The sequence below is a fragment of the Pseudomonas sp. CAN1 genome, from assembly GCF_030462585.1.
Lineage (GTDB): Bacteria > Pseudomonadota > Gammaproteobacteria > Pseudomonadales > Pseudomonadaceae > Pseudomonas.
The window spans coordinates 457959-480732 of the sequence record NZ_JASMRU010000001.1; the positions used below are offsets into that span (position 1 = coordinate 457959).

General features: G+C 66.0%; 19 protein-coding genes. 9 read left to right on the forward strand and 10 right to left on the reverse strand.

The window, feature by feature from the left end:
• Window positions 1–13: 13 nt before the first annotated feature.
• Window positions 14–565, forward strand: a complete 552-nt coding sequence (locus QO207_RS02175; RefSeq protein ID WP_301479128.1) for a GNAT family N-acetyltransferase — start codon at window positions 14–16, stop codon at window positions 563–565.
• A gap of 23 nt (window positions 566–588) precedes the next feature.
• On the opposite strand, the gene QO207_RS02180 is transcribed toward QO207_RS02175, so the two are convergent.
• The gene (locus QO207_RS02180) at window positions 589–1962 is read right to left on the reverse strand and encodes a pitrilysin family protein (protein WP_301479129.1); all 1374 of its coding nucleotides are present in this window, start codon (window positions 1960–1962) and stop codon (window positions 589–591) included.
• Between the two features lie 208 nt (window positions 1963–2170).
• Between QO207_RS02180 and QO207_RS02185 the strand changes: the two genes are divergently transcribed.
• Window positions 2171–3127 carry an NAD-dependent epimerase/dehydratase family protein gene (locus QO207_RS02185; protein WP_301479131.1) on the forward strand — a complete coding sequence of 319 codons (957 nt, stop codon included), beginning with the start codon at window positions 2171–2173 and terminating at the stop codon, window positions 3125–3127.
• A 75-nt stretch (window positions 3128–3202) separates the two neighbouring features.
• Here the strand turns inward: QO207_RS02185 and QO207_RS02190 are convergent, their stop codons facing one another.
• Window positions 3203–4237, reverse strand: coding sequence for an AraC family transcriptional regulator (locus tag QO207_RS02190; protein ID WP_301479133.1), 1035 nt, complete (start codon window positions 4235–4237; stop codon window positions 3203–3205).
• Window positions 4238–4336: 99 nt separating this feature from the next.
• Complete coding sequence (locus tag QO207_RS02195; protein ID WP_301479134.1) at window positions 4337–6058, reverse strand: Na/Pi cotransporter family protein; 1722 nt, start codon at window positions 6056–6058, stop codon at window positions 4337–4339.
• Between the two features lie 335 nt (window positions 6059–6393).
• On the opposite strand from QO207_RS02195, the gene QO207_RS02200 reads away from it, so the two are divergent.
• Entirely contained in the window at window positions 6394–7701 is a 1308-nt protein-coding gene (locus tag QO207_RS02200) for a sorbosone dehydrogenase family protein (RefSeq protein WP_301479136.1), read from the forward strand.
• Window positions 7702–7718: 17 nt separating this feature from the next.
• A complete protein-coding gene (locus QO207_RS02205) occupies window positions 7719–8192 on the forward strand; it encodes an LEA type 2 family protein (protein WP_301479138.1) in 474 nt (157 codons plus the stop codon).
• A 67-nt stretch (window positions 8193–8259) separates the two neighbouring features.
• Here QO207_RS02205 and QO207_RS02210 read toward each other — a convergent pair whose 3' ends face one another.
• The 5 genes from QO207_RS02210 to QO207_RS02230 all read right to left on the reverse strand — a co-directional run bounded on the left by QO207_RS02210 (window position 8260) and on the right by QO207_RS02230 (window position 14874).
• Window positions 8260–9018, reverse strand: coding sequence for a TerC family protein (locus tag QO207_RS02210; RefSeq protein ID WP_301479140.1), 759 nt, complete (start codon window positions 9016–9018; stop codon window positions 8260–8262).
• Window positions 9019–9035: 17 nt separating this feature from the next.
• Window positions 9036–10340, reverse strand: a complete 1305-nt coding sequence (locus QO207_RS02215; protein WP_301479141.1) for a CitMHS family transporter — start codon at window positions 10338–10340, stop codon at window positions 9036–9038.
• A gap of 414 nt (window positions 10341–10754) precedes the next feature.
• On the reverse strand, window positions 10755–11291 hold the full coding sequence (locus QO207_RS02220; protein WP_301479143.1) for a hypothetical protein: 537 nt from the start codon (window positions 11289–11291) through the stop codon (window positions 10755–10757).
• Between the two features lie 122 nt (window positions 11292–11413).
• Window positions 11414–12373 carry an AEC family transporter gene (locus QO207_RS02225; RefSeq protein WP_301479410.1) on the reverse strand — a complete coding sequence of 320 codons (960 nt, stop codon included), beginning with the start codon at window positions 12371–12373 and terminating at the stop codon, window positions 11414–11416.
• Between the two features lie 107 nt (window positions 12374–12480).
• Window positions 12481–14874, reverse strand: a complete 2394-nt coding sequence (locus QO207_RS02230) for a carbohydrate-binding family V/XII (protein ID WP_301479144.1) — start codon at window positions 14872–14874, stop codon at window positions 12481–12483.
• 331 nt (window positions 14875–15205) lie between these two features.
• Between QO207_RS02230 and QO207_RS02235 the strand changes: the two genes are divergently transcribed.
• The 4 genes from QO207_RS02235 to QO207_RS02250 all read left to right on the forward strand — a co-directional run bounded on the left by QO207_RS02235 (window position 15206) and on the right by QO207_RS02250 (window position 19630).
• Window positions 15206–16180 (forward strand): ABC transporter substrate-binding protein, encoded by a 975-nt coding sequence (locus tag QO207_RS02235; protein ID WP_301479146.1) that lies wholly within the window; start codon window positions 15206–15208, stop codon window positions 16178–16180.
• A 55-nt stretch (window positions 16181–16235) separates the two neighbouring features.
• Window positions 16236–17042, forward strand: a complete 807-nt coding sequence (locus QO207_RS02240) for an ABC transporter permease (RefSeq protein ID WP_301479147.1) — start codon at window positions 16236–16238, stop codon at window positions 17040–17042.
• Complete coding sequence (locus QO207_RS02245) at window positions 17030–17863, forward strand: ABC transporter ATP-binding protein (RefSeq protein ID WP_301479149.1); 834 nt, start codon at window positions 17030–17032, stop codon at window positions 17861–17863. Before QO207_RS02240 ends, QO207_RS02245 begins: the two co-directional genes overlap by 13 nt.
• 138 nt (window positions 17864–18001) lie before the next feature.
• Window positions 18002–19630, forward strand: coding sequence for a GMC family oxidoreductase (locus QO207_RS02250; RefSeq protein ID WP_301479151.1), 1629 nt, complete (start codon window positions 18002–18004; stop codon window positions 19628–19630).
• 182 nt (window positions 19631–19812) lie between these two features.
• Here QO207_RS02250 and QO207_RS02255 read toward each other — a convergent pair whose 3' ends face one another.
• Together QO207_RS02255 and QO207_RS02260 are read right to left on the reverse strand one after the other, a co-directional pair.
• Complete coding sequence (locus tag QO207_RS02255) at window positions 19813–20283, reverse strand: nuclear transport factor 2 family protein (RefSeq protein WP_301479153.1); 471 nt, start codon at window positions 20281–20283, stop codon at window positions 19813–19815.
• 325 nt (window positions 20284–20608) lie between these two features.
• Window positions 20609–21568 (reverse strand): GlxA family transcriptional regulator, encoded by a 960-nt coding sequence (locus tag QO207_RS02260; protein ID WP_301479155.1) that lies wholly within the window; start codon window positions 21566–21568, stop codon window positions 20609–20611.
• A gap of 220 nt (window positions 21569–21788) precedes the next feature.
• On the opposite strand from QO207_RS02260, the gene QO207_RS02265 reads away from it, so the two are divergent.
• Window positions 21789–22727, forward strand: a complete 939-nt coding sequence (locus QO207_RS02265; RefSeq protein ID WP_301479157.1) for a choline ABC transporter substrate-binding protein — start codon at window positions 21789–21791, stop codon at window positions 22725–22727.
• Window positions 22728–22774: the final 47 nt, after the last annotated feature.

A 22774-nucleotide genomic window follows, 5' to 3' on the forward strand; every position in this document is an offset into this window, starting at 1 on the left:
CGGAGAACGCGTCATGATTACCCCCACCACAGCCGAGCTCGCAGCCCTCGGGGCTGTTGGCGCCGATCACTGGATAGAAACCCTCGACGACGGCAGCCATGTGCTGATCCGCCCGTTGCGCACGGAAGATCGTGAGCGCGAGCGGCTGTTCCTCGAACGCCTGTCCCCCATGACCCGCAAGTTCCGCTTCCACGGCGAAGTGAAGATCGACGACCGTCTGCTCGATCGGCTGATGGACGTGGACTACCAGAGCACCATGGCCTTCATTGCCCTGACCCACGTGGACGGCGAATTGCGCGAAGTCGGCATCAGCCGTTACGCGGCTGTGGATAACCAGCAGTGCGAATGCGCGGTGACCATCGCCGACGAGTTCAAGCAGCTGGGCCTGGACGTCGCGCTGATGCGCCACCTGATCGACGTGGCCAAGCGCAACGGTTTCCACCAGATGTACTCGATCGACTCGTCCATGGACCGCGACATGCGCGACATGGCCCGTGAACTGGGCTTCCGCGCCCAGGTCGACCCGGACGATTCCTGCCAGGTCATCCGCCGCCTCGCCCTCTGAGGCTCAGCCGCTCCGGCGGGGTTTCAGCCCCGCCGGCGCCATAGCGCCAGCCCGAGCAACGCCGCCAGCAGCAGCGCGCCCAGCGCTGCCAGCGGATAGACCATGTCGTCGTCCAGCAGCGGCTTCTCGATGCGCAGGTAGCCTTCATCCTTGAATACCTGCTGCGCCACCTCGTTGGCCTGCTTCAGGCTGACCTTGGCCAGGCGCTTGTCCTCGTCGGGGAACTTGCCGTCGTCGAAGTCCGCCAACGCTCCCCAGTAGTAGTCCGCCAGCGTCGAGTTGCCCGGCGTGCTCCAGGCCAGCTGTGCCCGCGCCACCCGCTGGATGCGGGCGAAGCGCTGCGGGTCGAGGCCGTCGTGGCGGATCTTCTCCACCAGCTCGCCCATGGCTTTCCGGGTAATCCCCAGGTCCTCACGCTCGACGTCCGCGTTGAGGCTCATGAAGCCCTGGTTGGCCCACGCGGTGCGTTCGCTCCAGGGCCCGTAGGAGAGTTCGCGGCGCACCCGCAGCTCGGTATACAGCGCGTCGTTCAGGTAGGCCTGGAGCAGGTCGAGGGCGGCGCCGTCAGCGTCTTCCGGCTCGGGGAATATCCAGTGCAGCACGGCACTTTCGCCGAACAGGCCGCTGGTGAGGTTGCGCTGGCGCTCGGCCGGGCCCTTCATCTGCGGCAGGTCGCGGCGCTCCGGCGTGTCGTGGTCGACCAGCGCGCCATAGGTACGCCCCAGGTACACCGGCAGGCGCGGGTCGAGGTCGCCGACGATGATCAGGGTCATGTTGCTCGGCACGTACCAGTCCTTGCGCAGCTGTTCCAGCTGGGCCTGGGTGAGGTTATCCACAGGCGGGCGCTCGGCGCAGGCCAGCCCCAGTTCGACGGCCAGCTGCTCCTGGCCGGCGCGGCTGACGTTCTGGTGATCTAGCCAGCGCTGCAGGTGTGAGTAATGGCCGCCGTCCTCGCGCACCAGCACCTGCTTGGTGGATTCGATCTTGCGAGTGTCGAGCTGGGTGCGGGTGATGATTTCCAGCAGCAGGTCGAGCACCTGGCGCTGGGTACTGGCGGGGGATTCGACCACGAAGGCGGTGTCGCCCTCGCTGGTATAGGCGTTCCACTGGCCGCCCAGGGCCTGCATGCGCGCTTCCAGGTCCGCCTCATCGCCACCGTCCAGGCCGCTGAAGAACAGGTGTTCCATGAGGTGCGGCAACTGGCGCTCGCGGCAGGCGAAATCGCTGAAGCCGACGCCGACGATCAGGCGGATCGATACGTGGCCTTTCTCGCGGGTGGGCTTGAACAGCACGCCCATGCCGTTCTCCAACTGATAGGCCTCGACCGTCTGGCGCTGGTCGGCGTGGGACCAGGCACTGAGCAGGAGAGATAGCAGGGGGACGAACAACCAACGCATGAGCGGTGTGCCTGAACGCAAAGCCGTGAGGATAGCGGATTGACCGGCACGAACCTACCGCGTTCAACCTTTGTCGGGTGGCATCTTTGGTCATGGCCACTGGCCTGCTCGGTCACTGTCGGGGTTCAGGACACGGCACTACGCTCAGATTACCCACCTCGATTACCGGACCCGTCGTTCGTTCTGTGCGGAACGATCTGGAGGCTACATGCGTGTCCTGATCACCGGCGCCGCTGGATTTCTCGGGCAGAGCCTGCTCAACGAACTGGCCATCCAGCACCTGGACTGGACGCTGATTGCCGCCGACACCCGGCGCCTCAACCCGCAGGGCCTGCGACCGAACATCGAGCCGGTGCTGCTGGACCTGGGGATAAGTGCGCAGACGCGCTCCTGCGTGGAGAACTATCGCCCGGATGCCATCGTGCACCTGGCAGCCATCGTCAATCCGCCACCCGGCATGTCCGCCGACAAGCGCCACGCCATCGAAGTCGGTGGCACCCGCACGCTGATCGAGGCGGCCCAGGAAAACGGCGTCCAGCAACTGATAGTCACCAGCTCGGGCACGGCTTACGGCTTTCACCGCGACAATGCCGAGTGGATCGACGAGAACCAGCCGCTGCGCAGCAACCCCGATCTGCTGCATGCCCACCACCGGCAGGAGATCGAGCAGCTGCTGGCCAGTACCCGGCAACGTTATCCACAGCTCAAGCAACTGATCCTGCGCCCCGGCACCATCCTCGGCCGGCGTGTGCATAACCCGCTGGCAGAACTCTTCGCCCGCCCCAGCCTCATGGGGGTGCTCGGGCATCGCAGCCGCTTCGTGTTCATCTGGGATCAGGACGTGGTGAATGTGATCCGCCAGGGGCTGGAACGTGGCAGCGAAGGCATCTACAACCTGGCCGGCGATGGCGCGCTATCGCTGCGGGAAATCGCCGGCCTGCTCGGTAAACCCTACCGGCCAATGCCGGCAAGCCTGATGCGCGCGGGGTTGGGGCTGCTCAAGCCACTCGGGCTGTCGCGCTTCGGACCGGAGCAAGTGGACTACCTGCGCTATCGGCCGGTGCTGGATAACCGTCGGCTGAAGGAAGAGTTCGGCTACCAGCCGCGCTACTCCAGCCGCGAGGCATTCCTGGCGTACCTGGAGGCGCGGGGGCCGCAAAGCTGAGCGGAAAAGCTGTGGGCAAGTTGTAGATAAGTCTGTTGAAAAGCCTTTGCTGAGCGACTTTCCAGCAGTCTCTGATCACTGCTCCGCTTGTCGTTTGCGCTGGCGGAATTCTCCCGGCGTCAGCCCGGTCCAGTGACGGAAGGCGCGGAAGAACACGCTGGGTTCGGAGTAGCCGAGCAGGGCGGCGATGTCCGTGGCCGGCAGGTTGCCGTCGCCCAGATAACGTTCCGCCAGTTGCCGACGGGTATCGGCCAGCAGCTGTTGATAACTGCTGCCTTCCTCCGCCAGCCGGCGTTGCAGGGTGCGTTCGCTCAGGCCCAGCTCGCTGGCCAGGGCGGCTCGGCCCGGTTCGCCGCGGGACAGCTGTTCGCCAAGCAGCGCCACCACCCGGCCGCTGATGCTGGCGCTGGGCAGACGCGCCAGCAGGCCTTCGGCGTGCTGGCGCAACAGGTCGCGCAAGGGCGGGTTGGCCTGGGGCAGGGGCGCGTCGATCAGCTCCCTGGGCAATCCCAGCGCGTAATTGGCGGCATCGAACTGCAACGGGCAGCCGAAGGCGGTCTCGTAGTCGGCGAGTCTCTCCGGCTGGCTGTGCATGAAGCGGCAGCCGGCCAGTTGCAGGCCACTGAGCAGCGCCTTCAGCTGGCGCGCCCAGAACCCCAGCAGGGCCAGGGCGCGGGCGCGGGTAGCCGGGCGTTCCGGGTTGAGTGGGCAGTAGGTCACCCAGACGATCTCGGCCTGAGCCTCGATGGCGACCTGGCCGCCTTCGCCGACCAGGCGCTGGTAGCGCAGCGCCGATTCCAGCGCGTCGCCCAGCGTGGTGCTGGTCTGCAGCAGGTAGCCCAGGGCGCTGAACGATGCCGGTGACAAGGCGCGCCCCAGGGCGATGCCGGGCTCGTCGGCTGACAGCGTCGACTGGATGGTCTGCCAGATCAGCTCCTGGCAACCGAAGTCGACGCGCGCATCGGGATCGCTGAGCTGGGTTTCCAGAATGCCGCTGGCAGCGAGCAGTTCATCGCGGGACAGGCCCAGGCGAACGGCCGCCAGCAGGATGGCCTGGGTCAGGCTGGCGCTGACCGAGGGAGGGCGTTGGGATTGAGTGCATGCTTCCATGGCGGCGGATTCTGCCCGAACCCTGGGCGCGGTGATATCAGGACTTTGTAGGGGCCTGCGAGCACTCCGACGAAGTGCTCGCAAGGGCCTCCACGACCATCAACCCGTCGCGCTGGAACCGGGGGGCGGCGGCCGATGCTGCTGCACCGCCTCGACTTCGCGTTCGACGAAGTCTTCGTCCTCCACAGGCTCATCGGCTGCCGTAGCGCTGGCGTCCGGGTTGTCCAGCACAGCATAGGCGATGGCGCAGAACAGCGAGTTGAGCCGCTTCATGTCGCTGATCAAGTCCAGGTGCAGCGAACTGGTCTCGATGCTCTGCACCACCTGCTGGTGCAGGCGGTCGACGTGGGAATGGGCGAAGCGCCGCTCCTGCAGGCGGAAGCGCTGCTTGGCGCGGCGCAGGCGCTTGGCGCCTTCCTGGTCGCCATTGAGGAACACCGAGAGCGACAGGCGCAGGTTGGCCACCAACTGGCCATGCAGCACGGTGATTTCTTCCAGGCCATTGTCGGAGAAGGAGCGGCTGCGCGAGGTCTTCTTGTCCTGCACGGCGCCGAGCATGTGCTCGATGATGTCGCCTGCCTGTTCCAGGTTGATCGCCAGCTCGATGATCTCTGCCCAGCGACGGCTGTCGGCCTCGCTCAGGTCCTCGCGAGGCATGCGTGCCAGGTACAGCTTGATCGCGGTGTAGAGCGCATCGACGTCGTCGTCCTGCTTGCGGATCTCCTTGCCCAGCAGGGGATCGCCGGTCTGGATGACCTGCATCAGGTTGTTCAGCATGTGCTCGACGATATCGCCCATACGCAGGGTCTCGCGCACCGCGTTGACCAGCGCCAGGCTCGGCGTATCCAGTGCCCCCGGGTCGAGGTGGCGCGGGCGCACGATGTCTTCCGGGGAATGGCGGTCGGGCATGATCCGCGTGCAGAAGGCTGCCATCTGCCCGGTCAGCGGCAGGCAGGCGAGGCAGCGGGTGGCGTTGTAGAGCACGTGGAAGGCGATCACCAGTTCCGAGGTACTGAACTGCCAGTGGTCGATCCACTCCGCCAGCGGCCCTACCAGCGGCAGCACCAGGGCGCAGCCGGCGACCTTGAACAGCAGGCTGCCCAATGCCACGCGGCGCCCGGCGGCGTTCTGCGAGGAGGCGCTGATCATCGCCAGGATGCCGCTGCCCAGGTTGGCACCGACCACCAGGCACAGCGCGACCTTCAGCGAAATCACCTTGGATGCCGCCAGGGTCGCGGTGAGCAGGACGGCGGCCAGGCTGGAATAGGAAATCATGGCGAACAGCGCGCCGGTCAGGGCGTCCAGCATCACGTCGCCGGTGAGGCTGGAGAACAGCACCTTGACGCCCTTGGCCTGGGTCATCGGCTCCGCCGCCGCAACGATCAATTGCAGCGCCAGGATGATCAGCCCAAGGCCGATGAACACCCGGCCCAGCTGGCCCAGGCGCGACTTCTGCCGGCCTAGGAAGAAGATCACGCCGAAGAAGATCAGCAGCGGCGACAGCCACGACAGGTCGAAGGTCAGCACCCGCGCCATCAGCGCCGTGCCAACGTCGGCGCCGAGCATGATCGCCAGCGCCGGCGCCAGGGCCATCAACCCGGTGGCGACGAAGGAGGTTGCCAGCAGCGCCGTGGCGTTGCTGCTCTGCACCAGCGCGGTGACGCCGATGCCGGCGGCGAAGGCCAGCGGGCGCTTCTGTACGCTGCGGCTGAGGATTTTTCGCAGGTTGCTGCCGTAGACCCTGAGGATGCCGGTGCGGACGATATGTGTGCCCCACACCAACAGGGCAACGGCAGAGAGCAGATCGAGCAGTTTCAGCATGTCGGGCCCCCTTGCACGCAAATCGGGCCCGTGGGCGGTTTGTCCGTCGACGGACCCTGTAACGACCTCGCCCGCGGCTCCGTACAGACAGCGCGGAGGGCCGAGAAGGACACGGCAGCTTTCAGGCGATTGTCACAAGACTGTCATGGTAGACCCTCGTTCTTCCCTGAGGGTTCGCCAAATCTCTGATTTGCCGGGAGTCCTGTCTGTGAGTAAAGCCGATCGAAAGCCCGCGCGAGAGGCTTTGCGTCGACTTTTTCGCACGGCGCGGCCAGCATCGATGTCTAGAATCCGTCCTTTGAGTGCTCACCAGACTCACGCCGAGGAGAAGTCGCATGCGTTGGTCGTTCCCCGTCCTGGCCCTGCTGGCCCTGGTTGGTTGTGGCGAAAAGTCCGCCCTGCCGTTCACCGCTGGCACCGGCCCGCAGCCGCAATTGCCCGAGCCGCAGAGCAGCCTGCTGCCCACCGTCAACATCGCGACCGCCACCGGCTGGTCCGCCGGGCAGATGCCGCGCGCCGCCGAGGGGCTGGAGGTGCAGCGTTTCGCCGACAAGCTGGAACACCCGCGCTGGCTGTATGTGCTGCCCAATGGCGATGTGCTGGTGGCGGAAAGCTCGGGCCCGCCCAAGGAGGAATCCGGCGGGCTGAAGGACTGGGTCGCCGGCAAGGTGATGGAGAAGGCGGGCGCCCAGGTGCCCAGCGCCAACCGCATCACCCTGCTGCGCGATGCCGACGGCGATGGCGTGCCGGAGCAGCGCAGCGTGCTGCTGCAGGGCCTGTTCTCGCCTTTCGGCATGGCGCTTGTGGATAACTGGCTGTACGTCGCCAACGCCGACGCCGTAGTGCGTTTCCCCTACAAGACCGGTGATACGACGATCAGCGCCAAGGAGGAAAAGGTCGTCGACCTGCCGGGCGGGCCGATCAACCATCACTGGACCAAGAACATCCTCGCCAGCCCCGACGGGCGCTACCTCTACGCCACCGTGGGCTCCAACAGCAACGTCGGCGAGAACGGCCTGGACGCCGAGAAGGACCGCGCGGCGATCCTGCAGATCGACCTGTCCAACCGCAACGTCCGCGTGTTCGCCTCCGGTCTGCGCAACCCCAATGGCCTGGACTGGGAGCCGAACAGCGGCGCCCTGTGGACAGCCGTGAACGAGCGTGACGAACTGGGCAACGACCTGGTGCCCGACTACATGACTTCGGTGAAGGAAGATGGCTTCTACGGCTGGCCCTGGAGCTACTACGGCCAGCATGTGGATAAACGCGTCGAGCCGCCGCGCCCGGACATGGTGGCCAAGGCCCTGGTGCCGGATTACGCCCTCGGTGCGCATACCGCTTCCCTGGGTCTTGCCTTCTATCACGGCAGCCTGCTGCCGGAGCGCTATCGTGGCGGCGTGTTCATCGGCCAGCACGGTTCGTGGAACCGCAAGCCGCGCAGCGGCTACCAGGTACTGTTCATTCCCTTCGGCAGCGGCCAGCCCAACGGCCCGCCAGTGACGGTGCTGGATGGCTTCGTCAACGACAAGGACGAGGCGCAGGGCCGGCCGGTCGGCGTCGCTGTGGATAAGTTCGGCGCCGTGCTGGTGGCCGACGATGTGGGTAACACCGTGTGGCGGCTGCGTCCGGCCACCGTGAAGTGAAGCGAAGAGGAGCAAGCATGGCCATTGCCCGGCGTATCGCCCTGATGACCCTGCTGCTGGCGCTGGGTGCCTGCAGCAGCCTGTTCGGCACGCGCGACCCGTTGCGTATCGATCTGGTCGGCCTGGAGCCGGCCACCGGCCAGGGCATGGAGGCGCGGTTCATGGTCAAGCTGCGGGTGCAGAACCCCAACGACGAGGCCATCGACTACAACGGCATCGCCCTGGACCTGTCGGTGAATGGTCAGCCGCTGGCCAGCGGGGTGAGCGACGCCAGTGGGCAGGTGTCGCGCTTTGGCGAAAAAGTGATCAGCGTACCGGTAAGCATCTCGGCCTTCTCCGCCCTGCGCCAGGCCTGGGGCCTGTCCGGCGGGCCGCCGCGCAAGGGCATGCCCTACGAAATCAACGGCAAGCTGGCCGGCGGGCTGTTCGGCACGGTGCGCTTCAACGACAAGGGCGTGCTGAACTGGCCGGAACCGGTCGCACGCCCCTGATACCGAGCTGCTGTGGATAAACCGGGCTGTGGATAGCCCGGTTTTCTTTTGCCCGCCTGTGGATAGGCTATTGGCCCGGAATATCCTTGCGCAGCTTCACCGGGTCTTCCTTCCTGCCGCGCGCGGTGCGCATGCGGATGTTCAGCGCTTCCACCGCCAGCGAGAAGGCCATGGCGAAGTAGACATAGCCCTTGGGCACGTGGACTTCGAAGGCTTCGGCGATCAGCACGGTGCCGACCACGATGAGGAACGACAGCGCGAGCATCTTCAGCGACGGGTGCTTGTCGATGAAGTCGCTGATGGCGCCGGCCGCCAGCATCATCACCAGCACCGCGACGACGATCGCCGCGACCATCACCGGCACGTTGGAAACCATGCCCACGGCGGTGATCACCGAGTCCAGCGAGAACACGATGTCGATGATGGCGATCTGGATGATGGTGCCGATGAAGCCGCCCATCACGCTTTTCGGTTCACCCTCGGCTTCGTCCTCGCCTTCCAGGCCGTGGAAGATTTCGCTGCTGCTTTTCCACAGGAGGAACAGGCCGCCGAAGAACAGGATCAGGTCGCGCCCGGAAATGCCCTGGCCGAACACGTGGAACAGGTCGGCGGTGAGGCGCATCACCCAGGTGATCGAGAGCAGCAGGAGGATGCGCGTGACCATCGCCAGCGCCAGCCCGAAGAAGCGCGTGCGCGGCTGCATGTGCTTGGGCATGCGGCCGACCAGGATGGAAATCATGATGATGTTGTCGATGCCCAGGACGATCTCCAGGGCAGTCAGGGTGAAGAACGCAATCCAGATTTCAGGGCTGGTCAGCCATTCCATTTGAGCGGTACTCGAAGTCAGTCGTTGAAGAGGGGAAACAGGCCCAGCAGCAGGGCCGCGGCGAGGATCGCCAGGCACACCAGCACGGCCCACTTGAGGGTGAAGCGCTGGTGGTCGCCAAAGTCCACCTTGGCCAGGCCCACCAGCAGGTAGGTGGATGGCACCAGCGGGCTGAGCAGGTGTACCGGCTGGCCGACGATGGAGGCACGGGCCATTTCCACCGGGGTGATGCCGTACTGCGCGGCGGCCTGGGAGAGTACCGGGAGCACGCCGTAGTAGAAAGCATCGTTGGACATGAAAAAGGTGAACGGCATGCTCACCAGCGCCGTAATGGTCGCCAGGTACGGCCCCAGCGCTGGCGGAATCACCGCCAGCAGGCTCTTGGACATGGCTTCGACCATCCCTGTTCCGGAAAGAATCCCGGTGAAGACCCCGGCGGCGAAGATCAGCGAAACCACCGCGAGGACATTCTCGGCATGGGCGCCAATGCGCTTCTTCTGCTCCAGGATGCAGGGATAGTTCACGATCATCGCGATACCGAAGGCGATCATGAAGAGTACCGGCATCGGCAGCAGGCCGGCGATCAGGGTGCCCATCAGGACCACCGTGAGCACCGCGTTGAACCACAGCAGCTTCGGCCGGCGCGCTTCGGGGAACTGCGAGACGCTGACCTCGGCCATCGACTCCTGGTCAGTCGGCAGGTGCAGTTCGCCCAGGCGCGCCCGCTCGCGTTTGCCGTAAACCCAGGCCAGGCCGAAGATCGCCGCGATGCCGGCGAGCATGGCCGGGATCATCGGCACGAAGATGTCCGCCGGGTCGACGTGCAGCGCGCTGGCTGCGCGGGCGGTGGGGCCGCCCCAGGGCGTCATGTTCAGCACGCCGCTGGAAAGCATGATCAGGCAGGCCATCAGCAGCGGGCTCATGCCCAGCCGGCTGTACAGCGGCAGCACGGCGGCCACACAGATCATGTAGGTGGTCGAGCCGTCGCCATCCAGCGAGACGATCATCGCCAGCGCGGCAGTGCCCATCGACACCTTCAGCGGGTCGCCCTTGACCAGCCGGAGGATGCGCCGCACCGCCGGGTCGAACAGCCCGGAGTCGATCATGATGGCGAAGTAGAGGATGGCGAACATCAGCATCACCCCGGTCGGCGCCAGGGTGCGGATGCCGTCCAGCATCATCGGCCCCAGGCCTTTGGCGAAGCCGCCGAGCAGGGCGAAGGCGATCGGCACCAGGATCAGCGCGATCAGCGCCGACAGCCGCTTGGTCATGATCAGGAACATGAAGGTCGCCACCATGGCGAAGGCGAGGAAAGTCAGCATGGGGATAACTCCGTATCGTCGCGGGGATTCAGCAGCAGCTGTGGATAAGCGCTGGCAGTGCGGACGGAGTCGGGGCGGATAGGGACAGGAAGCGGGGCATGGGCGATCACCGATTGTTGTTTTTGTACGCTGCGCGAACGCAGGTCCGGCCGGGAGGACCGAGGCGGCGATGCTAGGGGGTCAAGCTTTCAGCAGGCTTTCGGCGAAATTTCCATTGATCGACGGACGCTTTCTGTAGGAGCGAGCTTGCTCGCGAACCTCCGACAGTGACTTGTGAGTAAGTCCTGCGGCTCCGTTGCGCCATGTGGATAACCTACTGCGGACTGTCAGGAGAGGCCCTGCGTAAGATGGCGTGGAGCGCAGCGATACCCATCGATTTTTCGAGTGCAGACACACGCGCGATATCCACAAGTCTCAGCGCCGCTGGAATGCCCTGGCCGGCGGCTGCCAATCCATCAGCTCGTTCTCCCTCGCCACGGCGTTGGCCTTGAGCCAGGCGCTCATGCTTTCGCCGACCCCCTTGCCGTAGAGCCTGTGGGAGTAGATCACCCCCGTGCCGGCACCGTTCTCCAGCTTGAGGCGGGTGAACACCGCTTCGATGAAGCTCGGCTGCGGGAACACGGCGGCGATGAAGTACACCGCCGGCTGGTTGCCCCGCGCGGGGCTGGCGTCCACCTTGAGGATCATTGCGCCCTGCTGCTTGTAGTTATCCAGCACCGCGTTGGCCACGGCGGCCATCTGCTCGGCGTCCTTCGCTGCCGTGTAGCGGTGCAGGGTGAGCATGTCCTGCCATTTCGCCAGGTCTGTCTGGCCTTGCGGCGTGAACTCGTGCTGATCCTCCCGCGACCAGCGATGGAAATAGTCGGTGCCGGCGAAGGTGAAGTCCTTCGCCACGTCCGCCGCCCAGCACAGCGGAGCGACCAGAGCCAGCAGAGTCAGCCAGTTGCGCACGGAGTTGCCTCGTCACGAGAGAGAAGCCGGGATCAGCTCGGCTGCCCGACCACGCCAGGATCGCCTGTAGCCATTGTGGATCACGGTATTGGCGATAGGTGGAGTTCTGATGCGCCAGCGGATCAGCCGAGTGACTGGATCAGCCCCATCACCAGCAGCAGGCTGGCCCCCGCCAGCAACGTCTGCAGCGTGATGATCCCGGCCATCAACCCGCTTTCGCCGCCCAGTTGGCGAGTCAGCACATAGGCGGTCGGCGCTGTAGGCAAGGCGAAGAACAGCACCAGCAGCGCGCTCTCCAGGGACGGCAGGGCGAGCAGGCGGGTGATGGCGAAGGCCAGCAGCGGCATGACCAGCAGACGGATCGCGCAGTTCCAGCCCAGCGCCGAAACCTCCGCGCGCAGTTCCTGCGGTTGCAGCGCCGCGCCCACGCAGAGCAGGCCCAGCGGCAGACTGGCCACCGCCAGCAGGTTGAACAGGCGATCCGTGCCGCCAGGCAGGCCGATACCCGTCACGTTGAGCAGAGCGCCAGCCACGCAGGCGAGGATCAGCGGGTTCTTCACGATGGGCAGGAGCAGCGAACGCAGGCTGATCCCGCGTTCGGCGGTCAGCGCCCACACCGACATCACGTTCACTGTCGGCACCATCAGCGCCAGCATCAGCGCGGCGAGGGTCAGCCCCGGCTTGCCGTAGAGGCTGCCGACGGCGGCGAGGCCCAGGTAAGTGTTGAAGCGCAGCACGCCCTGGGCGATGGCGCCGAAGCGCGCGGCGTTCCAGCCGCGTAGGCGCTTGGCGATCAGCAGGGCAATCCAGGCGATGCCCAGCCCTAGCACCACCGCCAAGGCCTGGCGGGCGAGGCCGGGGTCGTTCAGCGGCGCGCTGGCGAGGCTGCTGGCGAGCAGCGCGGGGAACAGGATGAAGTAGTTGAGCCGTTCCGCCGCCGGCCAGAAGGCGTCGCCGGGGAAACCTTTGCGGCGCAGCACGAAGCCACCGACGATCAGTGCGAACAGCGGCCAAAGGGCCTGGAACAGAGCGGTCACGGCAACCCCGCGATGATGGTGGGAGCGGGCATCTTGCCGAGGCAGGGCAGGGGAGAGCAAGGCGTGTGGATAAATCTGGCGTCTTGTGGGGAAAGGTTTTCCACAACAGTTGGTGTTGTGGAAAACCTTGTCCACAGGGGCAGTTCAGCGGATCAGCGACGGAATCCGCCGCCGCCGAAATGGCCACCGCCCATGCGCCCGCCACCGCCCCACTGGCGCTGGGTCTGGTTGAAGCGCTGCTGGCCGATCTGCCGCGACTGGTACTGCTGGTCCAGCTGGCTGCGCACGTTGGTCTGGTTCTGCTGCACCGGTTGCCAGCCATTGCTGGTGTGCTGCTGCCAGCCGTTGTCGGTGCGCTGGTAGACGTTGCCGTCGTGCCCGGCGTAGACGTCACCGTTCTTCCAGGCCACGGCGTTGCCGGTGCGCTTGTTGTAGCTGATGCCCTGGTTCTGCTTGTTGTAGCTGCCGCGACCGTCGTCCACATCGCCGGAGACACCGCGTTCGGCGATGGTGGTGCGGCCGGTCTGGGCGTTGTGCTTGATGCCTTGTTGACCTGCCTTGAAGTCGCCGCTGTCGGCGTCATAGGCGACGCCACTGCGGCCAGCGCCGGATATGCCGGTGGACGCATTGGCAAACGCGCCGCGTCGGCCGGCCGCGCCCTCGCCGGTATAGGGGTTGAACACCGCGCCCTGCGCGCCCTGGTAGCGCGTGCCGGTGCGCGGGTTGTAGCCGACCGCCGAACTGCCCTGCCAGCGGTTGCCGCTCCAGGCGTCGTAGCCGTAGGCATGGGTGACGGTGCCCTGACCCCAGCGCCCGTAGAAGTTGGCCTGGTTGATGTTGCTGTAGCTCCAGCCGCCGCGCGGGTAGGGTCCCCAGTACGGTCCCCAATAGGGTTGCGGCGAGCCCCACCAGGCGCCGGCGGCATAGCCGAAGGCGAAGCCGGTCAGTGCGCCGACGGCGAAGCCGGCACCGTAGCCATAGGTCGGCGGGTAGCCGTAGTAGACGGTCTGGCTGACGTAGGCCGGATAGGTGTAGCCGGTGCCGTAGACCACCGTACCGCTGCTGTTCACTACCACGCCCAGGTAACCGGGGGTGTACCCCACCACCACTGTCTCCGGGGTCACCGAATAGATGTGCACGTAGGTGACGTAGTACACCGGCGAACTCGGTGGAATGCCGTAGATGGCCGTGGGCACTTCGGTTGCCACCTGCCAGGCACCGGTTGGGGCGGGGGCGGTGAACCATACGCCGTTGCTCACTGCGTAGAACTGGTTGGGCGCCACTTCGATGACCGGTGTCGGTGTATTGACCGCGTACTGCAGGCTGGTGCCGGTGATCGGCTGGAAGTTCGGCGCGCCATCGTACTTCACCGCCAGCGTCGCCTTGCTGCGCGAGACCGAAGCCGTCTGCGGGATGCTCGCCGCAATCGCCGCTTCTTTCGCCTGCGGCGTGCCGGGCACCGAGACCAGTACGTTGGCCTTCGGGTCCTTGGGCGAGATCTTCGCGAAGTCGGCGGGCAGGTCGCTGCCGTCGACGTACTTCCACGGGCCCTTTTCGCCGGAACCGCTGAACCAGCGGCCGGAAAGCAGCACGTACCAGGTGTTGTGGGTCGGGTCGACGAACACCGCATGGTCGGCGTTCTGCATGGTCAGCAGGCTGACACCGTCCACCGGTGCCATCTGCGCGGTGCCATCGCTGACGATCAGCTCGGTGGGCTGGGTCGCCACCAGCACGGCCGGGGCCTTGCCCGGCTGCTTGCCGTTGCTGGGCAGCAGGGCGTCAACCGGACCGGCCTTCTCCGCCACCTGCTGTGCGCTGACCAGCGCCTTGGGTGGCTGGCTCAGCACCAGCCAGCTGCCGTCCAGCGCCTGGGCCGTGTACCAGTTGCCGGTGGCGTTGAGATAGTTGTTGCCCTGGGCATCGCGCAGGATCAGCACGCGGCTGTTGAGCACGCGCTGGAAGTCGCTGCTGGGCAGCGCCTGCCAGTTCGGTTGGCCGTCGATCATCACCAGCACGGTCGGCGTGCTGGCGAAGATGATCTGCGGCGCGTCGTTCTTCACTTCGACATGGCGCAGCTGGTCCAGCTGCTGGTTCACCGCATAGCTGGCCTGCAGCTCGTCCAGGGAGGCGGTCATGCCGTCCTTGGGCAGGCGCGCCACCAGGGCCGCCTGGACCTTGCTGGCGCTGTCCGGGTCGGTGGGCACTTCCACCTTGTCGATGCGCAGGTCGGTGAGCTGCACCAGGCCTTCGGCCTTGTCGATAGCGGCGGCGGCGGAGAACAGCGCCACGCCGTAGGTCGGCGCGGCATCGGCGGCGCCCACCGCGATGGCCGCGCGGCCGCTCATGCGGGTGCCGTCCCAGCCCTCGATCTGCGGCTGGAATATCTGCACGTGCTGCTCGCCCAGGGCAAAGTCCCGCGGCCATTTCAGCTCAGTGGCGGCAGGTGCCGGAGCGGCCTGACTGTTGGCGGGGGTAGCGGCGAATGCGGGGTGTAGCGACAGCCCGATGGCGAGTGCCAGGACCGACAAGACGGGGCGTATGACCATGCTGAAAACTTCCTTGAGGAGAGCATCGATCAACGATAGTGCAGCACGGAACCGCCCGTGCCCTCGTTCAGCCCACCCTCTGCGCCAGACTGGTGCAATTTCGTGCGCAAGGCAGCTTTTTCTTATGGCGCAACGACATATTTAATAATTTTCCGAGCCTCCTGCTTCGGCCAACATCGGTCTGTCAGACATGTCGCAAGACCCAAGCCTTCAGATGCTAGGACCCACGAGTCCGATGCCGAGCTGGGCCGCCCATGTCCCGGTGTTACCGGCCTCCTGGCCACTGCCGCAGTAAACCAACAAAAAAGCCAAACGGCTGTGGGAGTGCTTCATGATCAAGTCCTTGCTCGTGCGTTCCATCGCGTGTTCCACCCTGGCTCTCGCCGCCGTTTCCAGCGCGCAGGCCGGTACCCTGTCCATCGGCCATACCACCTGGGTCGGCTACGGCACCCTGTACCTCGCCCGCGACCTGGGCTACTTCAAGGAGCAGGGCCTGGACCTGCAGCTGACCACCATCGAGGAAGCCTCGATGTACATGGCGGCCCAGGCTTCCGGCCAGCTGTCCGGCTCCGCCTCCACCATCGACGAAATCCTCAAGTACCGACCCAAGTTCTGCTTCAAGGCCGTGGCCGCGCTGGACGACAGCCATGGTGGCGACGGCGTGCTGGTGGGCAAGGACGTCACCTCGCTGGCCCAGCTCAAGGGCCAGGAAGTGGCGGTCAACGAAGGCTCCGTCTCGCAGTTCTGGCTGGCCTACCTGCTCAAGCACGCCGGCATGAACATGAGCGACATCAAGGTGCAGAACATGACTGCCGATGACGCCGCCAGCGCCTTCATCGCCGGCCGTGTGCCCGCCGCCGTGACCTGGGAGCCGCATCTGTCGCTGGTGCGCGAGAAGCAGCAGGGCAAGGTACTGGTGGACAGCTCCACCACCCCCGGCGTGATCGTCGACGTGGTCGCCCTCAACTGCGACGTCATCGAGAAGCAGCCCGAGGATGTGAAGGCCCTGGTGAAAGGCCTGTACAAGGCCGTGCAATACACCCAGGAACACCCGGACGAGGCCTACGCCATCATGGCCAAGGGCGTCGGTGGCTACCTTGCCGATCCCAAGGCCCTGGCCGACGCCGCCAAGGGCGTGCGCTTCTACGACAAGGCGATGAGCGAGCAACTGATTGGCACCCCCGGCAAGCCCGGCGACATCAAGGGTCTGATCCGTCTCGCCAACGAGACCTGGAGCGGCCTGCAGGGCAAGCGCCTGGAAGTCAGCTACGACGACCTGGTCGACCCGCGCTTCGTCTCCGAGTAACCGTCTCTCTTGTCCCCGCGGGCGGCCTGGCGCCGCTCGCCTGGAGGAATCCGCGATGCCTCGTCGTTCGCAATCCTGGCTCAGCCGCTGCCTGACGCCCAAGGTCGACCTGCCGTTGAAGCTGGTCTGGTCCGCCGGCACCCTGTGCTGGCTCCTCGTGTTCGGCCTGTGGGCCGGGCTTTCCTACGGCGGCGTGGTGCCGGCGATGTTCCTACCGACCCCGGACGCGGTACTCGCGGCCGGCGTGCGCCTGGCCAATGATGGAACCCTCGCCACCCACGTGATGGCCAGCGTCAAGGTGGTGATGATCGGCTTCATCATCTCCTCGCTGGTGGCGGTGCCGCTGGGGCTGCTGATGGGCAGCTTCCGCATCGTCCAGGCCTTCCTCGAACCGCTGGTGAACTTCATTCGCTACCTGCCGGTGACCTCCTTCGTGCCGCTGTTCATCCTGTGGATCGGCATCGGCCTGGAACAGCGCGTCACCGTGATCATCTTCGGCGTGTTCTTCCAGCAACTGGTGATGATCGCCGACGTCTCCCGCGGCGTTGCCAAGGACCTGGTGAACGCCTCCTACACCCTGGGCTGCAACCGCCGCGACGTGGTCCTCCATGTGCTCGGCCCGGCCTCGCTGCCCGGCGTGCTCGACACCCTGCGCGTGACCATGGGCTGGGCCTGGACCTACCTGGTGGTCGCCGAACTGGTCGCCGCCTCCAGCGGCCTGGGCTACATCAGCCTCAAGGCCATGCGCGGCTTCCAGGTCGACGTGATCTTCCTGGCCATCGCCATCATCGGCCTGCTGGGCCTGATCACCGACCAACTCTTCCGATTCATTCGACTGAAGGTGGCGTCATGGGCGCAGTAGCGATCAAGCAGGAAGAACCCGCCGTGACCGGCCAGCAACCTGCCAACCCGGCCCGCCTGCGGGTGGAGAACGTCAGCCTGCGCTATCGCACGCCGGACGGCGGCACCTTCAGCGCGCTGGAGAACGTGTCCTTCGAGGTGCCGGACCAGCAGTTCGCGGTGATCGTCGGGCCGTCGGGCTGCGGCAAGTCGAGCCTGCTCTATCTCACCGCTGGCCTGGCCGAGCCCACCGAGGGCGATATCTACGTCGGCGGCCAACTGGTCGACGGCCCCGGCGCCGACCGCGGCATGGTGTTCCAGAGCTACACCCTGTTCCCCTGGCTGACGGTGCGCCAGAACGTCGAGTTCGGCCTCAAGCGCCGTGGCATGCCGGCGGCCGAGCGCCGCGAGATCGTCGACCACTACCTCGACGAAGTCGGCCTGCGCCGCTTCGAGAACAACTACCCCAAGCAGCTCTCCGGCGGAATGATGCAGCGCGTGGCGATCGCCCGCGCGCTGGCCAACGACCCGCAGATCCTGCTGATGGACGAGCCCTTCGGCGCGCTCGACAGCCAGACCCGCATGCAGATGCAGCAACTGCTGCTGCGCGTGTGGGACCACAGCAAGAAGACCGTGGTGTTCGTCACCCACGACATCGACGAGGCCATCCTGCTGGGCGACCGCGTCTACGTCATGGGCGCCCGCCCCGGCCGTATCAAGCAGATCCTCGACGTGCCCATCGAGCGTCCGCGCTCGCTGGACATGGTCATGGATCGCCAGTTCATCGAGATGAAGCGCGAGATCCTCGGGCTGCTGCACGACGACCTGGAAGAAGCGCACTGACCTGCCGCCGGCTGGTGCCTCCTGCAGGGCGCCGGCCGCTGCGGTGATCCGCTGCAGCACCGTTCGGCCCCCTCTTCCCTCGGGAGAGGGTTGGGGTGAGGGGTTCTGCGATTCACGCAAGACTCACTCGGAGCCCCCATGTCCTTCACCCAAGATTCCACCTACGACTACCTCATCGTCGGCGCCGGCTCGGCCGGTTGCGTGCTGGCCAACCGCCTGAGCGCAGACCCGTCGGTACGCGTCTGCCTGCTGGAAGCCGGCGGCAGCGACGCCAGCCCGCGCGTGCAGACTCCGGCCGGCACCATCACCCTGTACAAGAGCAAGGTGTTCAGCTGGAACTTCTTCTCCGCGCCGCAGAAGCGCCTGAACAACCGCTCGCTGCACTGCCCGCGCGGCAAGGCGCTGGGTGGTTCCAGCTCGATGAACAGCATGATCTACATCCGCGGCCACGCCTCCGACTACGACCGCTGGGAAGCCGAAGGCTGCCCCGGCTGGGGCTGGAAGGACGTGCTGCCGTTCTTCAAGAAATCCGAGCGCAACCTGCTCGGCCAGGACCCGGCGCTGCACGGCACCCTGGGCGAACTGGTGGTGGACAAACCGCGCGACCCCAACCCGCTGTCCAGCCTGTTCATCAAGGCCGGCGAGCGCATCGGCCTGCGCCGCAACGATGATTTCAACGGCCGCGAGTTCGAAGGCGTCGGCATCTACAACCTGACCCAGAAGGACGCCAAGCGCCTGAGCAGCTACCGTGCCTTCGTCGCACCGCTGCAGCGCCCCAATCTCAGCGTGCTGACCGACCGCCAGGTGGGGCGCCTGCTGCTCGAAGGCGAGCGCGTCACCGGCATCGAACTGCGCAGCGGCGAACGTCTGCTGGCGCGTCGCGAGGTGATCCTCTCGGCTGGCTCCCTCGGTTCGCCACAGATCCTCCTGGCCTCCGGCATCGGCCCGGCGGCCGAACTGAAAGCCGCCGGCATCCCGGTGCAACACGACCTGCCAGGCGTGGGCAAGAACCTCCAGGACCACCTCGACGGCCTGGTCACCGTGCGCTCGCCGAGCCCGCTGAGCCTGGGCTTCTCCCTCGGCTCTCTGCCGCAGATCCTGCTCTCGCCGTTCAAGTACCTGCTGGCGAAGAAGGGCTGGCTGACCACCAACTATGTCGAGGCCGGCGGCTTCGCCCGCACGCCTCTCGAACAGACTCTGGCCGACGTGCAGTTCCACTTCGTCCCTGGCTACCGCAGCCACCGCGGCCGCCTGTTCGAATGGGGCCATGGCTACGCCGTGCATACCTGCGTGTTGCGGCCCAAGAGCATCGGCGAGCTGCGGGTGAAGCCCGGTGGCGACATCGAGATCGACTACAACTTCCTCGCCAACGAGGAAGACGGCCGCGTGCTGGTGGAAGGCGTGAAGCTGGCGCGCAAGATCCTCGCCCAGCCGGAATTCGACAGCATCCGTGGCGCCGAGATGCTCCCCGGCCCGCAAGTGCAGACCGATGAGCAACTGCTGGAGCACCTGCGCGAATACGCCGCCACCGTGTTCCACCCGGTGGGCACCTGCAAGATGGGCGAAGACCCGCTGGCGGTGGTCGACCTGCGCCTGCGTGTGCACGGCCTGAAGGGCCTGCGCGTGGTGGACGCGTCGATCATGCCGACGCTCATCAGCGGCAACACCAACGCGCCGTGCATCATGCTTGGCGAGCGTGCGGCGGCGATGATTCTGGAAGAGAGCCGCGCGACGTCGGCCACTCCAGCCCAGGCAGTCCCGGCCTGATCGGCAAATCGTAGGGCGGATAACGCTGGCGCGTTATGCGCCCTACGACTGGCTCCGCGATCTCCCGGTGCGTAGGAGCGGACTTTGTCCGCGAAGGGCAACAGGCCAGCTCCGAGCTGCCGGTAATCTATCGCGGACGGAGTCCGCTCCTACGACAGCCAATCGGGGCCTGTGGGTAACTCCTACAGCCCCAGCTCGCTCAACGACGGATGATCATCCGGCCGGCGCCCCTGCGGCCAGCGGAACAGCCTCTCGTCCTCGCTGATCGGCAGGTCGTTGATGCTGGCGTGGCGCTCGAACATCAGGCCATTCTCGTCGAACGCCCAGTTCTCGTTGCCGTAGGAGCGGAACCAGTTGCCCGAATCGTCGTGCCACTCGTAGGCGAAGCGCACGGCGATGCGGTTGTCGGTGAAGGCCCAGAGTTCCTTGATCAGCCGGTACTGCTGCTCGCGCACCCACTTGGCGGTGAGAAACTGGACGATCTGTTCGCGGCCCTGGACGAAGGTCGCGCGGTTGCGCCAGCGGCTGTCCGACGTGTAGGCCAGCGATACGCGATGGGGATCGCGGCTGTTCCAGCCATCCTCGGCGAGGCGGACTTTCTCGATGGCGGTTTCGCGGGTGAAGGGCGGCAGAGGGGGACGGGCTTCACTCATGGTGGTCTCCAGAGGCAGTGAGAGTTGGGTGCCTGGTATCCATACTCCGCCCGACCCCGGATGGGGTAAATGACGGCGATCCCACAGATATTGCCAATCGCAGTGCGGCGCTTTTGCTTTCTGTAGGACCGAGGGGGGCGCCTAGCCCTTGCTCGCGAACAGGTCTCGCCGGTAATTCCCAGGCTGGGCGGTTCGCGAGCAAGCTCGCTCCTACAAGATCGGCCGGCCAGTGGAGCCCCCTGCAGAGACGTAGGGCGCATAATCCGGAACGGGTTATCCGCCATGGCGGCGGATGACGCCGTAGGCGTTCTGCGCCCTACGGGTTTCAGGCCTTGGCCGCCACCTTGCGCAGCCCCACCCGATCCTGGCTCGGGCACACCCCGAACTTCGCCCGGTAGCTGCGCGACAGGTACGAGGGCGTCTCGAAGCCGCAGGCCACGCCGATCTCCAGCACGCTCATGTCGGTCTGGCGCAGCAGCTGGCGCGCCTTGTCCAGGCGCAGGCCGAGGTAGAAGTTCGACGGCGTGTCGTTCAGGTGCAGGCGGAACAGGCGCTCCAACTGGCGCCGGGTCACCTGGATGCGCTCGGCCAGTTCCAGGGTGGTCAGCGGTGGTTCGGTGTGGCGCTCCATCTCGCCGATCACCTGCACCAGTTTGCGGTTGCTCACCCCATAGCGGCTGGCGACCTGCAGGCGCTGGTGGTCCTGTCGCGGGCGGATGCGCCCGACCACGAACTGCTCCGACACCTGCACCGCCAGTTCCGGCCCGTGGTCCTGGGCGATCAGGTCGAGCATCAGGTCGATGGACGCGGTACCGCCGGCAGAGGTGATGCGCGGGCCGTCGATCTCGAACAGCTCCTGGGTCGCCTGCACCTGTGGATAAGTTTCCCGGAAGGCCTCCAGCGCCTCCCAGTGCACCGTGCAGCGCTGGCGCTGCAGCAGCCCGGCCTCGGCCAGCACGAAGCTGCCGGTATCGATGCCGCCCAGGGTCACGCCCTCGCGGTCAAGGCGCTTGAGCCACTGCAGCAGCGCCGGGGTGCAGGCGCGCAGCGGTTCGAAGCCTGCCACCACCAGCAGGGTGTCGCCTTCGCGCAGCGCCTCCAGGCCGCTGTCGGCGTTCATTGACATGCCATTGCTGGCCAATACCGGCCCGCCGTCCAGACTCATCAGGTGCCAGCGATACAGCTCGCCGCGAAAGCGGTTGGCCACCCGCAGCGGCTCCACCGCCGAGACGAAGCCCATCACCGAGAAACCGGGCAACAGCAGGAACCAGAAGTCTTGGGACATGGCGTTTACCGTGCGATCGGGGCGAGCGGTGCGCTGGCGTTGTGTTGGCATAGTGCAATTAGTCCTGCCTGGCAATGGGGGAGGTCGCTGCTGTGCAAGAGCCGGTCGCCGCAGTGCGATTCGCTGGGCCGCCGCCTGGGTAATTTGTTCCTCAGCCCCCGTGAGGGCCATGACGTACAAAAACGATAACCAATGCCGCAAAGGCCTTGAGGGAGAAGTCATGAAGCTATCGATCCAAGCGCTCGGCTGTGCCGCGCTCATGCTCGCCGCCGGCACCAGCTGGGCCGCCGAGCCCGCCCAGTGCCAGAACGTGCGCATGGGCACGGTGAACTGGACCGACGTGGTCGCCAGCAGCGCGGTGGCCGAAGCCGTGCTCGACGGCCTGGGCTACAAGGTCAAGCAGACCAGCGCCTCGCAGCAGATCATCCTTGCCGGCATGGCCGACAAGCAGCTCGACGTCTTCCTCGGCTACTGGCAACCGACCATGCAGCCGGTGGCCAAGCCCTACCTGGACAAGCAGCAGATCGACGTGATCACCCCGCCGACCCTGCCCGACGCACAGTCCACCTACGCCGTGCCCAGTTACGTCTACGACGGCGGTCTGAAGACCTTCGCCGACATCGCCAAGTTCAAGGACAAGCTGAGCAACAAGATCTACCTGATCGAGCCCGGCAGCGGTTCCAACCGCATCACCGCGAAGATGATCGCCGACGACAAATTCGGTCTGAAGGGCTTCCAGATCGTCGAATCCAGCGAGGCCGGCATGCTCACCGCGGTCAAGCGCGCCATCAAGCGCAAGCAGTGGGTAGTGTTCTTCGGCTGGAAGCCGCACCCGATGAACCTGCAGATCGACATGAAATACCTCACCGGCAGCGACGACGTGTTCGGCCCGAACGAAGGTTCCGCCACCGTCTCGATCATGACCGCCGCCGGCTACCAGGCGCAGTGCGGCAACGTTGCCAAGCTGCTGCACAACCTCAAGTTCAGCAGCCAGCAAGTCAGCCAGGTGATGGTGCCGATCCTCGACCGCAGCCAGCCGGTGGATGCCGCCAAGGCCTGGCTGAAACAGAACCCCGAGCCGCTCAAGGCCTGGCTCGACGGCGTGACCACCTTCGACGGCAAGGACGGCCTCGCCGCGGTCCAGGCCTCGCTCAAGTAGCTCTCAGACAAGCCAATCCAACGCGACTCCCTGCGCGCCGCCCGGCG